General features: G+C 65.9%; 11 protein-coding genes and 2 pseudogenes. 8 read left to right on the forward strand and 5 right to left on the reverse strand.

All coding sequences use genetic code 11. The features are described from left to right. Positions 1-218 precede the first annotated feature (218 nt). The 5 genes from V1460_RS25680 (at position 219) to V1460_RS25700 (ending at position 8,744) form a co-directional block, all read left to right on the forward strand. Positions 219-866 (forward strand): reverse transcriptase N-terminal domain-containing protein, encoded by a 648-nt coding sequence (locus V1460_RS25680; protein ID WP_338675985.1) that lies wholly within the window; start codon positions 219-221, stop codon positions 864-866. After that, positions 859-1,689 (forward strand): IS5 family transposase, encoded by an 831-nt coding sequence (locus V1460_RS25685; RefSeq protein ID WP_338675986.1) that lies wholly within the window; start codon positions 859-861, stop codon positions 1,687-1,689. The genes V1460_RS25680 and V1460_RS25685 overlap by 8 nt, the downstream gene beginning before the upstream one ends. Continuing rightward, the gene (locus tag V1460_RS25690) at positions 1,686-2,108 is read left to right on the forward strand and encodes a hypothetical protein (RefSeq protein ID WP_338675987.1); all 423 of its coding nucleotides are present in this window, start codon (positions 1,686-1,688) and stop codon (positions 2,106-2,108) included. The genes V1460_RS25685 and V1460_RS25690 overlap by 4 nt, the downstream gene beginning before the upstream one ends. Positions 2,109-2,442: 334 nt before the next feature. Next, positions 2,443-8,556, forward strand: coding sequence for an RHS repeat-associated core domain-containing protein (locus tag V1460_RS25695; RefSeq protein ID WP_407077526.1), 6,114 nt, complete (start codon positions 2,443-2,445; stop codon positions 8,554-8,556). Between the two features lie 2 nt (positions 8,557-8,558). Continuing rightward, positions 8,559-8,744: a hypothetical protein gene (locus V1460_RS25700; RefSeq protein WP_338675988.1), complete on the forward strand. Its 186-nt coding sequence runs from the start codon at positions 8,559-8,561 to the stop codon at positions 8,742-8,744. A gap of 1,502 nt (positions 8,745-10,246) precedes the next feature. Here V1460_RS25700 and V1460_RS25705 read toward each other — a convergent pair. From V1460_RS25705 to V1460_RS25715, 3 genes are all read right to left on the reverse strand, one after another. Continuing rightward, the gene (locus V1460_RS25705) at positions 10,247-10,432 is read right to left on the reverse strand and encodes a hypothetical protein (RefSeq protein WP_338675989.1); all 186 of its coding nucleotides are present in this window, start codon (positions 10,430-10,432) and stop codon (positions 10,247-10,249) included. A 476-nt stretch (positions 10,433-10,908) separates the two neighbouring features. After that, positions 10,909-11,190 (reverse strand): hypothetical protein, encoded by a 282-nt coding sequence (locus tag V1460_RS25710; RefSeq protein WP_338675990.1) that lies wholly within the window; start codon positions 11,188-11,190, stop codon positions 10,909-10,911. 1,031 nt (positions 11,191-12,221) lie between these two features. Continuing rightward, positions 12,222-12,533 (reverse strand): hypothetical protein, encoded by a 312-nt coding sequence (locus V1460_RS25715; RefSeq protein ID WP_338678198.1) that lies wholly within the window; start codon positions 12,531-12,533, stop codon positions 12,222-12,224. Positions 12,534-12,647: 114 nt separating this feature from the next. Here V1460_RS25715 and V1460_RS25720 point away from each other — a divergent pair, with 114 nt between their 5' ends. After that, positions 12,648-13,025 carry a hypothetical protein gene (locus V1460_RS25720; RefSeq protein WP_338675991.1) on the forward strand — a complete coding sequence of 126 codons (378 nt, stop codon included), beginning with the start codon at positions 12,648-12,650 and terminating at the stop codon, positions 13,023-13,025. On the opposite strand, the gene V1460_RS25725 is transcribed toward V1460_RS25720, so the two are convergent. Both V1460_RS25725 and V1460_RS25730 read right to left on the reverse strand, forming a co-directional pair. Continuing rightward, positions 13,009-13,644 carry a DUF6262 family protein gene (locus tag V1460_RS25725; protein WP_338675992.1) on the reverse strand — a complete coding sequence of 212 codons (636 nt, stop codon included), beginning with the start codon at positions 13,642-13,644 and terminating at the stop codon, positions 13,009-13,011. The two genes, V1460_RS25720 and V1460_RS25725, sit on opposite strands and share 17 nt — an antisense overlap. After that, a complete protein-coding gene (locus V1460_RS25730) occupies positions 13,641-14,093 on the reverse strand; it encodes a hypothetical protein (RefSeq protein ID WP_338675993.1) in 453 nt (150 codons plus the stop codon). The genes V1460_RS25725 and V1460_RS25730 overlap by 4 nt, the downstream gene beginning before the upstream one ends. Positions 14,094-14,493: 400 nt before the next feature. Here V1460_RS25730 and V1460_RS25735 point away from each other — a divergent pair. Continuing rightward, positions 14,494-14,586: pseudogene (locus tag V1460_RS25735) on the forward strand (IS5/IS1182 family transposase); the annotation flags it as partial. Next, positions 14,564-14,938, forward strand: a pseudogene (locus tag V1460_RS25740) (transposase); the annotation flags it as partial. The pseudogenes V1460_RS25735 and V1460_RS25740, both read left to right, overlap by 23 nt. Positions 14,939-15,037 lie beyond the last annotated feature (99 nt).

Genomic DNA, 15,037 nt, shown 5'->3' on the forward strand with positions numbered 1-15,037 from the left:
GGAAGGCCTAACTCCCCAGCGGGCACAGGATGATCCAAGAAGCCAAGGCTGGCAGCCGAAAGGCGGCAGGAAACCGGGATTGAAGGTCGGCGCCTTTGCCGGTCGTCCCGCACAACTGGCCGGATACGGGTACTGCCCGGGACCTGAAAGGGTGCTGACGTGGATCAGGTGGGCCTGTGAGGAACCGATGGCCATCAACGCTCGAACCGAAGGACAAGTTGGACACCAAAGCCACACCGACGGCCACGGCGGACTCCGTCGTGACCGACCGTGCTGCGGTGAACGGACCGGAGGACGGCCCCACCGACTGGCTGTCGATCGACTGGCAGGCAGCGGAGGGGGAAGTACGGCGGCTGAGGCAGAGGATCTTCACGGCATCGCAGGCAGGGGACCTCAAACGGGTCCGCAATCTGCAGAAGTTGATGCTCCGCTCCCGCGCCAACACGCTCATGAGCGTGCGGCGGGTCACGGAGGTCAACGCTGACCGCAAGACGGCGGGTATCGACGGGATGGTCGTACTGCAGCCCCGGGGCAAGGCCGAACTGGCCGACTGGATGCAGCACAAGGCCGCCCCGTGGAAGGCCCGCCCCGTCAGGAGGGTGTTCATACCGAAGGCGAACGGGCGGCGGAGGCCGCTCGGGATTCCCGTGATCTTGGACCGCTGTCTTCAAGCCATGGTCCTCAGTGCACTTGAACCCGAGTGGGAGGCACGGTTCGAGCCGCGATCCTATGGATTTCGGCCCGGCCGTGGCTGTCAGAGTGCGGTTCGCGCCGTGATGCCGGGTTTGGTGTCGCTCGATGGGGTGACGTTGGAGCATGTCTGCCGGTCAGGCGTTCGGGGTTCGCTTGGGTGGCCGGATGAGTGACCGCAAGCCGTACCCGAGTGATCTCACCGACGAACAGTGGCAGTTGGTCGAGCCCGTGATCAGTGCCTGGAAGGCCGAGCACCCCTCGGCCACCGGTCACCAGGGTAGATACGCGATGCGGGAGATCGTCAACGCGATCCTCTACCAGAACCGCACCGGCTGTCAGTGGCAGTACCTGCCGCACGATCTGCCGCCGAAGAGCGCGACGTACTACTACTTCGCCGCCTGGCGCGAGGACGGCACCGACCAGACCGTTCACGACCTCCTGCGCGTGCAGGTGCGCGAGAGCCGGAAGCGATTAGCCGACCCGAGCCTGGTGGTCCTGGACACCCAGAGTATCCACGCGGCTGTCCGTGTCCCGGCCGGTACGACGGGCAAGGACGCCTCGAAGAAGGTGCCGGGCAGGAAGAGATGCCTGGCCGTGGACGTGCTGGGCCTCGTCGTCGAGGCCGTCGCCCTGCCGGCGTCCGCGCACGACAACACCGCCGGCATCGCCCTCCTGGACGGCGTGGCCGCGCAGACCGACACCGTGCGCAAAGCCCTGGTCGACCAGGGCTTCAAGAAGAGCGTTGTCGACCACGGCAAGACCCTGGGCATCGACGTGGAGATCGTCGAGCGCAACCCGGCCGACAAAGGCTTCGTCCCGCAGGCCAAGCGGTGGATCGTGGAGCAGACGAACGGGATCCTGATGTTCTACCGCCGTCTCGTGCGTGACTACGAACACCGGCTCGCCTCCTCCCGCTCGCGGGTGTTCTGGGCGATGACCTCGGTCATGGCCCGCCGCCTCACCGGCACCACCCTTCCCTCCTGGAGGAACGCGTGAGCGAGATCCCCCAGTTCAAGGCCGTACTGGCCCACGTCGAGGCCCGGGAGAGCGAGGTCGCCGGGCAGGCTGGCCGACTCCGGGACCAGATCGCCGAACTCACCACACGCCTACGCGAGTTCGAAACCGAGAGCGAGCATCTGCAGATCACCCGCAAGACCCTCCTCAGCCTCCCCGCACCGGCACCGGCCGACGACCCACTCCGCGCCGAGGTGCCGGAACACCCCGCCTACCAGCAGATTCTCACGACCCTCGCCGACACCGGCCATCCGATGCGGGCCCGCGACATCTGCGAGGCCCTCGACCTGCCGATCCTGCCGAAGAACACCGAGGGCATCCGGTCCAAGCTGAAACGCCTGGTCGCCCGCGGCATCCTCACCGAACCCGAGACCGGCCTGTTCACACAGCCCCACCCTTGAGCACCAGCCCACCGAGCAGGGCACCTCACCCAGACCTCATCGCGAAACAGGCATCACGGCGCGAACCGCACTCTGATGGGTAGGCATCGCCGGATCTGGGGTTACGAACTGATGAAGATCGCTCCGTTTTCGCCTCCTCCCGGCGGGGCGTGTGCCTGGTTGCGCCGTTTGAGATCTTTTCCACCTCTGTATGTTCACGGATGCATCACATGTGTGGTGCATTGCAAGAAAAGACAGAGGAACTATGAAGGTTCACAGACCCGCGCGGCGTTCGCGTGGATGGGTTTGGTCGGGGAGAGGGCTGCCGTGCATAGTCGGCAGTCTTGCGCTGGCCTTGACCGTAACCTTGGTCGACGGCAGGAGTGCCGCGATTGCGGTATCACCTCAGACCGTTGCCGCGCCGAAGAACTCGGCAGTCACCCAGGCAGCCGATATCCCTTCCGCCCGAGTGGCGGCCCGGTTGTCGGGGAAGCGGGTTGAGGCGCTCTCGGAGCGTACCGAGACATCCACGACGTGGGTGAACAAGGATGGTTCGCTTACAACCGAGCTGACCGCTGGCCCTGTCCGGTTCCAGGACGATGCGGCTGATGGCGGCTGGCGTGATGTGGACCTGGACCTGGTCAGTCGCTCTGGCGGCGTGGAACCCAAGGCCCACCCCCGTGGTCTGAAACTGGCGGGCAAGAGGGGTACCCCGGCTACTTCGCTCAAGGCCGCTCAAGCGTCCAAGGCCACGGACCTGGTGACGCTGGGCGAGGGTGATGAGCAGATCACTCTGCAGTGGAAAGGCGGTCTGCCCTCACCAAAGCTGGAGGGCACGCGCGCCGAGTATGTGAACGCCGTGCCGGGCGCCGATGTGGTGGTCGAGGCGACCCGCACTGGGTTCGAGCAGTATGTCGAGCTCAAGCAGAAGCCTGAAGCCGACGGCTACACCTATACGCTGCCGCTGCGGACCAAGGGTCTGAAGGTTACGCAGCAGAAGGACGGCAGCCTGCTCTTCACGGACAAGAAGAGCAAGAAGCAGGCTGTCATGCCGGCCCCGGTGATGTGGGATGCCTCGGTCGACAAGGTGTCCGGTGAGCACACCAACCGGGCCAAGGTTGCCATGAAGGTCAACAAGACCAAGGGCGGGGTCGATCTGGTCGTCACCCCGGACGCGAAGTTCCTGGCTGACCCGAAGACCCAGTACCCGGTAACGGTGGACCCGTCCACCTCGTCGCTGTCGAGCGTCTTCGACACCTATGTCCAGCAAGGCGAGACCGTCGACTGGTCCACTGACACCGAGTTGGACCTGGGTAACCCCGGCACCAAGAACGGTGACGGCACTTGGCGCACCGCGCGGTCGTTCATCTCGTGGAACACCGCGCCGATCTCGGACGCACTGGTGACCGATGCCAAGCTGTCCTTGTGGAACTTCCACTCCGGCAACACCGACTGTGTCGCCTACCCGTGGGAGGTTTGGTCCACCGGGGCGGCGTCCACGTCCTCGCGGTGGACCGCGCAGCCGGCGTGGACCGCCAAGAAGGCCACGTCCACCGAGACCAAGGGCAACCCCGCTTGCACCTCGGCTCCTGATGGCTGGATCAATGCCAATGTGACCACGTTGGTGCAGGAATGGGCCTCCGCGAAGGCGGCCAAGGGCCACATGGGCCTGCGGGCCACGAGCGAAACGGTCACGGCGCAATGGAAGCGGGTCAACTCCGCCAACGCCGCGTCCAACCCGCCGAAGCTGACCGTTACCTACAACTACCGTCCCCGCACAGGCACCAAGCAGGAGGCGGGACCGCCGTTCTTCTCGTACAGCGGCGCCTACATGGTGAACACGTTGACGCCGACGCTACGTGACACCTTCGTCGACGCCAACGGGGACAAGGTCAACGGCACCTTCCAGATCTTCGACAGCGTCACCGACACCCAGGTCGGAAACGTCATCGTCTCCCCGTACGTCCCCTCCGGTCAGGTCGCCTCGGTGACCGTCCCCGGTGGAGTGCTGACCAACGGAAAGACCTACAAGTTCCGCACCTCGCCCTACGACGGGGCGCACTACAACCTCGGGTGGTCTGCCTGGAAGTCCTTCACGGTCGACACCACCGCACCGTCCGCCCCGACAGCCATCACCTCGACGGACTACCCGTCCACCTCGTGGGTCAAGGGTGCAGGTCAGACGGGCACGTTCACCATCACGCCGAACGGCACGAACCATAACTGGCTCGAGTGGTCTTTGGACGGGGCGACCTGGACCAAGGTCGGTACAGCCGGCTCCACCGCTGCCAAGCCCATCGGCGTCACCCCGCCCAAGGACGGCACCCACACGCTCCAGGTGCGGCAGGTCGACAAAGCCGACAACAAGTCCGAGGCCATCGACTACACCTTCCACGCCGGCCCCGGCGGCTTCGTCCAGCCCACCGACGGTGAGCGCACCGCCCGTCGCCTGCCGTTGGTCGCCGAGACAGACAGCGGCATGTACGACAACGTGTCGTTTTCCTGGCGCCGCTCCGAAGCCGACCCTTGGGTCCAGATCCCCGCTGGCGACGTCAGCTCTGGCGGCGTCCCGCTCACCGCTTGGCCGGCGGCGATGACCGGTGGCAAGAACGCGCCGCTGGTATGGAACACCACCGATACCGTCAACCCGGACGGCACGATCCAGATCAAGGCCAACTTCACCGGCCCGAACTCCGCCTCGGGCAGCACTGCCCCGCTGACCGTCGTCGTCGACCGCAACGCCAGCGGTGCAGCGAGCACCGAGATAGGCCCCGGCTCGGTGAACCTGCTGACGGGTGACTACAGCCTCTCGGCTGCCGACGTCTCTGCCTTGGGCCTGTCGGTATCCCGCACCGCTTCCTCACGCGGCCCGCAGCAGGCCGCCAACCAGGAGGGTCAAGCGGCGATCTTCGGCAAGCAGTGGGTGTCGGGCACCGCCGGTGAGGCGACTGAGTCGGACTACAGCCACATCCAGAAGGCCTCCGACACCGCCGTCGACGTGGTGATGACTGACGGCGACGCCATTCACTTTGCCGCCAACGCGGGTAAGACCGGCTGGATTCCAGAACCAGGTTCTGAGGCCCTGTCCCTCGCCGGCAGCGTCACGGGATCATTCACTCTCTCCGACACGCAGGGTACGGTCACCGAGTTCACCAAGCCCGACCCGGCGGTGGCGAGCTGGCAGGTCTCCAGCACGCTGCGGGACGGCCTCACCAACTCCACCATCACGGTTGTCTCCGAGACCGTGACTGTGGACGGCAAGAAACTGGCCCGCCCCAAGCGGGTCATCGCCCCCACCTCCGCGGTCAGCGCCGCCACCTGCACGGCGACACCGGCGACCAAGGGCTGCCGCGTCCTGGAGTACGCCTACGCGACCTCCACCACCGCCACCGGCTCCGCCTTCGGCGACTTCGCCGGGCAGGTGAGCGAGATCCGGCTGTGGTCCACCGAACCGGGTGCCAATTCGGCGACCTCGAAGTCGGTGCAGCAGTACCTGTACGACGACCAAGGCCGACTGCGCCGCGCCTGGAACCCACAGATCACCCCATCCCTGTTCACCGAGTACGCCTACGACACCGCGGGCCGCGTCACCAGCCTGACTCCGGCCGGTGAGCTGGCCTGGACGTTCATCTACGGCAAGGCCGGCAACGCGGCCACCGCAGGTGACGGCATGCTACTCAAGGCCTCCCGGGCCGGTCTGAAGCAAGGCACCTCGAACGTCGAGGAAGGCACCGCCTTCACCTCGGTCGTCTATGACGTGCCGTTGACCGGCTCTGACGCCCCCTACAAGATGGGCGCAGCGGATGTGAAGGCATGGGGCCAGAAGGACGCGCCTACGGACGCGGCCGCGGTCTTCCCCGCGGACGCCGTCCCGGCTGCGCACTCCGGTGACGCTCTCGGTGCCTCGTCCTACACGCGCGCCGACCTCACCTACATGGGCGTCTCCGGACGCTCTGTCAACGCGGTTACTCCTGGCGGGCATGTCGTCACCACCGAGTACGACCGCTTTGGCAATACAGTGAGCGAATTGTCCGCCTCCAACCGGGCCGTCGCACTCGGCGTCAGCGCCGCCGACCGGGCCGCGCAGGCCGATCTCGGCATCGCACAACTCTCTACCGCCGAGCGGGCGACCCTGCTCTCCACCATCTCGGTCTACAACGAAAACGGCATGCGGGCCCTGGAGAAGTTGAGCCCGCTGCGTCGGATCGACCTCACCGCTGATCTGAAGTCCGGGGCCACGACCCTGGTCCCAGCCGGTACCTCGGTGACGGCCCGTTCCTGGACACTCAACGAGTACGACGCGGGCCGCCCCACCGACGGCACCGCCAAGGTCAAGGACCAGGTCACCAAGGTCACCACAGGCGCCCAGGTGCGCGAGCACCCCGGTGTCCAGGGCGAGCCCCGCGTAATGCAGACCGTGTACGACTGGGCCAAGGGCCTACCCACCCAGACAAGCAAGGACCCGGGCGGTCTCGCGGTCACCGAGACCACCGAATACGACGCCCAGGGCCGCATCACCAAGCAACGACTGCCCGGCGCCAACGGCACCGACGCCGCAACCCGCGTAACCACCTACTGGTCCGCGACCGGAACGGGAGCCTGCCAAGGCCGCCCAGAGTGGGCCGACCAAGTCTGCTCCGCAGGCCCTGCGGGCGCGATCACCGGAGGCGGCTCCAACCCGGCGCAGCTGCCTACGTCCACCACCGAATACAACTGGTGGGGAGCCCCGGCGAAAGTCTCGGACACTGCCAACAGCGTGACCCGTACCACGACGATCACCTACGACAATGCGGGCCGCCCCACCAAAGTGGCTGTCACTGGCGGAATCGGCCAAGCGGTCCCTGAGGTGACCACGGAGTATGACCCGGCCTCAGGTCGTACCCTCAGGACCGTCTCGCCGAGCGGCGGAGTCATCACCAGGGTCTACGACAAGCTCGGCCGCATAATTTCCTACGCCGATGCCGACACCGGAACGACCGCCACTGAGTACGACCTGCTCAACAGGCTAGCCAAGGTAACGGACAACGCCCCCTCAACGACCACATACACGTATGACCAGGCCGACGAGCCTCGCGGCCTGCCGACTAAGATCAACGACTCCGTGGCTGGAGCGTTCCAAGCGACCTACGACGCCGACGGATTGGTCGACGAGCAACAGCTGCCTGGCGGCTACACCCTCCGGGTCACCAGGGACACCTCGGGAGCTACTTCGGAGCGCACCTACACCCGTGACAGCGATGCCACCCTGGTCTACTCCGACAGCGTCACGGCAACCATCCACAGCCAGAACAGCACTCATTCCGGCTGGTCAAACCAGACCTATCGCTATGACGGCGTAGGTCGACTGACCAGCGTCGACGACACTGTCGCCACGGTTTGCACCCGCCGTACATACGGCTTCGATTCCCGTACCAACCGCACCTCGCGGACGGTTGCCGCCAGCTCCCCGGGCGCCGACTGTCCGGGCTCTGGTGGTACCACGACAACTCATCTGTATGACAGCGCTGACCGACTCGTCGACGCGGGCTACACGTACGACGCTTTCGGTCGGACGGTAACCAAGCCGGGCACCACAGCGATCAGCTACTACGCCAACGATCTCGTCCAGCGTCAGACGACAAGCGGCAAGCGGCAAACCTGGCAGCTCGACGCGGGAATGCGATTCCGCTCGTGGACCGTCGAGACCGAGAATTCCGGCACTTGGACCCAGACCAACGCCAAACGCAATCACTACGGCGACGACTCGGATAATCCCCGCTGGATAGAAGAAGACGCCACAGGTGGCGTGATCACACGCAACGTACAGTCCCTCGAAGGAAACCTGGGTGCCACCACGGGAAAAACTGGGGCCGTGGTCATCGACCTGACGAACATTCACGGAGACATCGCTCTACAGTTGCCGCTCGACACCACGTTCGCGCCGCTCGCGCTGGACTCGGACGAGTACGGCAACGCCCGCACGGGACAGCAAGCCGTTGACCGGTACTCCTGGCTGGGGGCAGAGCAGCGTTCAACAGTGGTCACGAGTGACCTCATCCTGATGGGGACACGCCTCTACTCCCCTGGCGAAGGGCGATTCCTGTCAACCGACCCCATCCCCGGGGGTAATGCCAATGCATACGAATACTGTCACGGAGACCCCATCAACTGCTTCGACCTGAACGGCATGTGGTCGTACAGCGTCTGGAAGCGTTGGTGGTCGCCCTACATGCACATCTGGGTATATCTGAACAAATCAGAAACCCGATGGGCAGCTGCCGGTGCGGGATCCACCGGACAACTTCTCGGAGTTATCGAGAAGTGGATGCCAGGCCCACTCAAGCTTCTCGTCGGATACCTGCGTTTGTACGTCTGGTACATCACAACGGTTGCCTCATATGCCGCCCTCCGCGGCAAATGCCTGAGCCTGCACGCATGGAAGGCGGCCCACTTCTATGGCGCCCCTTCAGCCTGGACAAGGAGATGTTGAGCATGTCACAGCAAAATCAACCAAAGGTACAGAAAGCCGCCTTTGTGGGAGAACTCGCATTTGCCGGAATTCTAGGAATTCTGGCGATCTCGCTCATCGTGAAGAGCGACTGGCTGGCAGTGGTTCCTGCCATTGGCTGTCTGTCATTCCTCGTCGATGCTAGGCGCAGAAAGCGCAGCTGGAACTGAATAAACCTCTGGCCCGTGAGCGGGAGGAATGTCTTCGGCTTGTGGATCTTGGGATAGGTAACACGGAAGCCTGCTGGATCGTCGGCATCAATCGCCGCACCGGCACGCGGTGGCTCTACGGCCGGCAGGCATCCGGAAAGAAGCAGGCGTACGCGCCCATCGCCGACACGGGTGTCGGTGGCCAGTTAGATTTCCCCGCCCACGGCCACCTGACGGGGAGTCATCTGGCCGCGAGAAATATCACCGTCAGTGACGAAGATCAGCATCTGGGCCGCTCCAGCTCGACCTCCGCCCGGATGGCCTGTCTCTCGCCGTCGGGCGGGCCCTGTGAGGCCGGGCGCCGGCCTCACAGGGCCCGGTTCCGTGCGGCTCTGGCCGGCCGCCGCCCAAGGCCCATCGGGGCCAGTTGCCGGAGGCATGCGAGCCGCCCCGGCGATGACATTCCATGACCGGCGCGCGGCAGGTGGGGAATCTAACTGGCCGCCAGTGGGGGCCGTCAGTGGGGAGTTGCTGGCCGTACGTGGGGAAAAGATCTTGGCCGCTGTCAGTAATGCGCGACTTCGTGTCGCACGGATCAACGCCCACTGCTCGTCCGATAAGTCGCTGGGGTACGGCTTTCTCTCCATGACCCGCATCTCAACATGGACATGCCCATTACATGGCCCGCGCAGCCATCAGTACCACGATCGAGCGACCACGAACCAGGGAAGATCGGACTTAACGTCCCCTCACGGCAGATGAAACGCTCCCCGTGCCGGGGCACCGAGCAGTGCCCGGCGGTCGCGCGTCCCGCTACCACGAACGCGCCAACTCTGGGTGAGCCGACGGGAAAGGAGAACATCCGCCGATAGCTCCCCAGCCCACCGGCGTTGCTGCCGGTCCTCCCCCGAACACGTATGACCGAAGGAAGTTGATGACGAACACGACCGTCGAGCCGACGAGGCGACCCGCCTGCGGAACAAGGTGGTGGACGAGCTGTGCGCGGACCTCTTCACCGGAGATCGAAGCCGTGATGCGAAAGGTGCCCCGTCGCGAGTTCACCTCCGACACGTCGCTGGACAAGGCGTACAAGACGTACGCCGCCCACGCTCCCCGCCGTCTCCGTGAGGATGAACACCGGCTTCGCCAGGGCGCACGCGACCTGATCGACGGCTTCTCCCGGCGAAGGCGCGAAGGGTCGACTTCCCGACTCCGCCGCGCCTTCGCCGGGAGAAGCCACCCGAGCGCCAGCCAAGCCCTCCACTGCGGGAAGCCGACGACCGTTGTCGGTGCGGGATCGTACCCTCTATGAATGCTCTCCCCCTCCCGGCCTCACGGAAGGCTGCGACCTGCCGCTGCGCGGATCAACGCGGCCATCCGCCGGCTCATGGAGGAGCCCGACAGCCCCAGCCGCGCGGCGGAGTACCAACGACTCCTGGTCGAGTGGGAGAGAGCGACACGGGCCAACTTGGTCCAAGCCGCGTGACGCACGAGCGCCCAAGGTCTTCCGGCGGGGCGCTCGGTTATTCTCCGAACCGAGCAGCGTCAGTACGGAGGCCGTCTGTATCGTCGTGTTCTTCGCCGACTGGGAGTGGCCGACGGCCGTCCCCCAGGTCCTCGCTGTAGATGACCGCGGAGACCGCGCTGTCGTAGGCATCGTTGAGGCCGTTGCCGCTTGTACCGAGCATGTTCTCCCAGTCAATTCCCATGACTACGAGGCTAGACCGTATGGAGAGCCGGCGTCTCGCTCGCAAGTTGGCGGTCCACGGCGACCGCCGCCGCCCCCTCTGCGGGTATTGCGTCCGAGCCAGCATGAGCCTCCTGGACTGCGGCCGCCGCTGCGCTCGACCGGGCGTTCGGCGTGATAGCGCCCTCTTCATCGACGGCCACTGCCGCCGGTCCCGGTGCCGAGTCGGGTGTGCCCTCACGTGCCTCGGCCACGGCTTGCGCTGCCGCACCGTCCCCAGTTGGCTGTCCGGGCTGCTGCGGTGAGTTGGGGCCCTGCGTGGCCCCGGGGTCTCCGACCGGCTCCGGGCCGCTGGAGATGCCCAGTGCTGCAGTGTCGCCGGGGAGGAGCGGTACGGGTGCCTTCTGCGGGGAGATCCACAGGGCGCGAGCGTGGGGGTTGGCGTCGGAGCGACTCCGGCGAGCTTGCGGTTTCGTCGACGTTGATCAGCCCGGCATTTCACTCCTCGCGTGCTTCGGCGCGGCGCCTGCGCCTGGGCAGCTCCAGCACTTCGGCGGTCGACGTGTCGTAGCGGAGCCTCATGTCGTTACCGGCGTCCTTCTCGAACGCGTGGGCGATGAGCTTCAGGTGTCCGAGCTCTGTGTGCAGCCAGAAGCCGAGTTCTTCCTGCTCCGCGTCGTCGAATGTGGGACCGGAGGCGTTGTCGGTGACGGACTCGGGCACGCCGAATGCGGCGAGGATTTCCAGCTTCGCGTTGGCGGAGGCGTGCTCGTAGTTCATGTCGCGCTGCCCACCCACCGGAATGGTGGACGGGCCGTGGATCGCTCGTGAGGCGAGTTCAGGTGTCTGAGCAGGGGTTCATGGCTGGCCTGGCCCGTCGTAGTAGCCCGGTCGGGCCAGCGAGACTGAGTTGAAGTAGTAGCCCTGCTCGTCTTCTGGGTCGTCGCCGCCTACAACTGCGACCGACCTGTCGAGGCAGAGTCGATCGCCAGTGCGGCCCTCAGCGCCGTACGGGGCAAAGCATCACCGCGTGTGGAAGCACTCGTCCTACGCCCGCCGCGCCCGAGCCCGCTCTCATCTCGGGGACGAGCGTTGCTGGTCCGATCTTGACCAGGCCGCCTCGAAGGCGTCCGTGCGAACCCGATACCACGGCTCGTCCCAACCTCGTTCGACCGATCCGGGCGATGCGCTACGACTCATCGTGAGAGTGTCTCCGGGCGGCTTCGCGAACTCAACCAGGTTCCTCAGCCGTGCTGCTTCCCGCGACATAGCTGGGGACGTTCATCCGTACGCGACTGGGGATCAGAGGGGTCGGGTGGCCCGGGGGTGAGATTCCCCCGGGCCACCCGACCATCAGAGGTCGTACGCTGACACCCCTCGACGAACAGGGCAGGCCCAGGTTGGGCTACTACGGCTCCATACTCGGCGGGGAACGGTGGCTGAGTGCCGCGGCGGCGGCCGTAAGCTCACGCGCGGTCGTCGAGGTATGGCGAGAGGGCCGTGGCTTTCGCCAGGAACTCCTCCATCTGCGGCCTGCCGCGGCGCCCGAAGAGTTCCAAGCCCCGCCGGACTGCGGAACTCGGGTGTCCTTCGAGTTGGACCCGGCCTACTTCAGTGCAGGCTCGGCCATCACCCGCGACCTGGGTTCGCTGGACCTTCATGGTCCCGACTGCGCTGAGCGCGCCGGACAGGGATACGCGACTTTCCGGGACCATCGGGACGGCGGCGCTGGGACCGAATGCCGTCGCTGGTAGACCGTCGGCCGACCTGGCGCATGGACGGCTCTCCAGTTCGGCTGACGCTTCGCAGGGTCAGCCGGATCGCAGCTCGATCTGCTGACGGGCGGCTGTCCAGACCACTTCGAACTCTTCTGCCGACAGCCAGCGGGGATCATGCCCTTCCCACTCCTGGAAGGGCAATTCTGCGGTCAGCCCGTACTTGGCCTCGTACTCCTCCAGCCGTCCGGCACCCTGAGCGCGCTGCCACTCGTCGAGCGACGCCGCCGCGAGCGGAGTCAGTTCAGGCTCTTGCAGCTCGACCTGCCGGATCACTCGTCCGTCGGCATCGAGCTCGAAGTAGAACCAGATACCCTCTTCGTCCCAGTAACAGCAGGGCCACCTCATCACCCAGCCACTGCAGGCCGCGCCTGTGACAAGGGCCGATCGTGCTCCGCTCCGGCGCCTGCAAGGGCGGAGCACGACGGGCGACCCGAGTGGACTGCAGGGCATCATGGGGTCATGCCGATCGTGCCTGTTGCTCCGCGACCATTGAACCCAGCCGAGAGGGCAGTGCTGGAACACGTTCTGGCCAGCGACTTCACTGGTTCATCGGAGCTTCGGAGTCAGATCGGTTCGGCGGAAGTCGTCGCCGCTTGGGCGCCCGGATCGGTGAGCATCGACCTGAGAGTCCTCGAACCCGTGCGACGAGCGTCGCTGGGCGCCGACATCGTCCCCGTGGACGCGCAGGTGCTCGATGAGCAGGGTCAGTACATCGGCGAGCTACTCGTGTGGGTCGAGGACGGTGCCCTGGCCGGCCTCGAATACGCCTGGATCACCGACAAGATGCCCATTGCCCTACCGCCCGTCGAGAGGATTCGGCTCACGTCCTGTCCGTGACCGGCGACGATGCACGGCCGGACGTTGTCGGCCGATTCCCTGCCATTGGCTCGGCGATCTGGGCCTCAAGATCGGCGACGCGGCGGTCTTGGAAGCGGAGGTTGGAGCGGGCGGCCTTGAGGCGTTCGTCGAGGGTGCGGTTGTCGGTGGTGAGCTGACGGACGCGCTGTTTGAGGGTGGTGTTCTCGGTGGTGATGCGCTGGATGGCGCCCTCGGTCCATTCGGCTTGCAAGTCGCGCATCTGGCCCAGGAGTTCGCCGATCCGGGTGCGCTGGGAGAGGACCTCGGTGTGGGCGGCCTTGAGGGCGTCCTCGACGTTCAGGGCGCGTTCGCGCCAAGTCGCCTCGCGCTCTTCGTCCTGCTCGGCAAGCGTCCGGGTCCGGCGTTCGCCAGCCTCGGCCATGGCTGCGGCGACCGCTGCTCTGGCCTCGGCGTTGTCGTAGAGGAAGGTGCGTGAGACGTCCGCTCGGCGGGCCACAGCGGCAACACTGACCTGGGCTTTCTCGCGTCGGAGACGGGCGATGGCCTGGTGGATGCGCTCGACGGCGGCTTCGGTCTTGCGGCGGCGGGCGGCCAAGGCCGCCGCGGTGCGGGGTTCGGGCACGGGGACGGTGTTCATGCAGCGTCCTGTTCGGGGTCGTCGCTGTCAGCTGTGCTCGTATCGCTGTACTCGTCCGGCTCGTCGGTGCCCGCGTCGGCGAGGTCGGTAGCGCGGAAGACGGTGGACCACACGCGGTGGAAGTAGTCCTGGGGTTTGCGCAGGTCCAGGGCGAGGGCATCGTCGAGGAGGCCGAGTCCGGCCAGGGCTTTCTCCAGGCCGTCGATGGCGCGGGCGGTGGGCTCGAAGTAGCGGTGAAGGTAGTCGGCGGTGGCGACGAAGAAGTCGCCTGCTGTGCTGCGATCTTGGCCGAGCTTCGCGCTATGGCCGCCGCCCGGCTGCGGTCTGGCCTGGACGGGAAGATCTACCTGAGCCGGCTGCGGGCCATGCTCGCGTTCGACGGCCAGCTCTTGTGGTTCGAGGCCCTGGACGACTTCACCGATTCCTTCGTCACTGTCGCCTGTCCGCACTGCGACGCACCAGTGACGATCGCGGTCGGCGACTACGGATGCTGCTCCTCAATCCGGGACTGGATTCTGGGGGATGTCCACCAGGTCCCGCTCAGGCCGGCCGTCCCGCACGAGCTGACCGGCACCGGGAGGATGTTGCACGAGTCGGCCGTACGGGATGGCCAGCAACGGCTCGCCTGGGGCCTGACGCACCTGTTCGGCCAGGCGGAATGTCCAGGATGCGGGAGCATCTTTGGCATCGCAGACGAGTACGCGGCCGCCAATGCTCCCGCCCCATGGGACTTCGCTCGAGGCCACATCAAGGACGCTCTCTGATGACCACCGGCAGGGCCCTCGAAATCGAACGGTGAGCTCATGCCCGCTGTCCCGGCTTGACGGCTTGGCGCCGTGAGGTGTCTGGATATCCCCGTTCACCGGACTCAGCCCGCGACCGTTCGGGAAGCTGGTGGCGGTGCTGCGGCGCGCGGGTGCGGACGCTGCTCACCGCCCCCGAAAACCTGCGCCCGAAGGAAACGATCCTGCTGGAGAAGATCGCCGCGGCCTGCCCGGAGATGACCGCACTCGCCGATCTCGGACGCGGCTTCGCCGCCCTGCTGAAGCCGACTGAGGGCAACGACGTGAAACTCACCGAGTGGATCACGACCGTCCGGGCTTTCGACCTGCCTCACCTGCGCAGCTTCACCAACGGTCTCGAAATCGATCGGTCCACCGTGAACGCTGGTTTCACCTTGCCCTACCACAACGGACGCACCGAAGGCGTCAACACCCGCACCAAGAGGATCATGAGGCAGATGTACGGACGCGCCGGATTCGACCTCCTCCGCCACCCCATTCTTCTACCCTAACCACTATCCGGCGTCACCACCGACTACGGGCCAGAGCCTGATTCATGACACTCCCCTCTCATCGAAGAGCACTCCGTTCTGCGCCAGAGCAGACTACGG

The sequence above is a fragment of the Streptomyces sp. SCSIO 30461 genome (assembly GCF_037023745.1).
In the GTDB taxonomy this organism is placed as follows: domain Bacteria; phylum Actinomycetota; class Actinomycetes; order Streptomycetales; family Streptomycetaceae; genus Streptomyces.

What these genes read in the sequence shown, in the direction of transcription:
- V1460_RS25685 (WP_338675986.1), top strand. Translation starts at nt 859, where the DNA reads ATGAGTGACCGCAAGCCGTACCCGAGTGATCTCACCGACGAACAGTGG.
- V1460_RS25700 (WP_338675988.1), top strand. Translation starts at nt 8,559, where the DNA reads ATGTCACAGCAAAATCAACCAAAGGTACAGAAAGCCGCCTTTGTGGGA.
- V1460_RS25705 (WP_338675989.1), bottom strand. Translation starts at nt 10,432, where the DNA reads ATGGGAATTGACTGGGAGAACATGCTCGGTACAAGCGGCAACGGCCTC.
- V1460_RS25710 (WP_338675990.1), bottom strand. Translation starts at nt 11,190, where the DNA reads ATGAACTACGAGCACGCCTCCGCCAACGCGAAGCTGGAAATCCTCGCC.
- V1460_RS25715 (WP_338678198.1), bottom strand. Translation starts at nt 12,533, where the DNA reads ATGAGGTGGCCCTGCTGTTACTGGGACGAAGAGGGTATCTGGTTCTAC.
- V1460_RS25720 (WP_338675991.1), top strand. Translation starts at nt 12,648, where the DNA reads ATGCCGATCGTGCCTGTTGCTCCGCGACCATTGAACCCAGCCGAGAGG.
- V1460_RS25725 (WP_338675992.1), bottom strand. Translation starts at nt 13,644, where the DNA reads ATGAACACCGTCCCCGTGCCCGAACCCCGCACCGCGGCGGCCTTGGCC.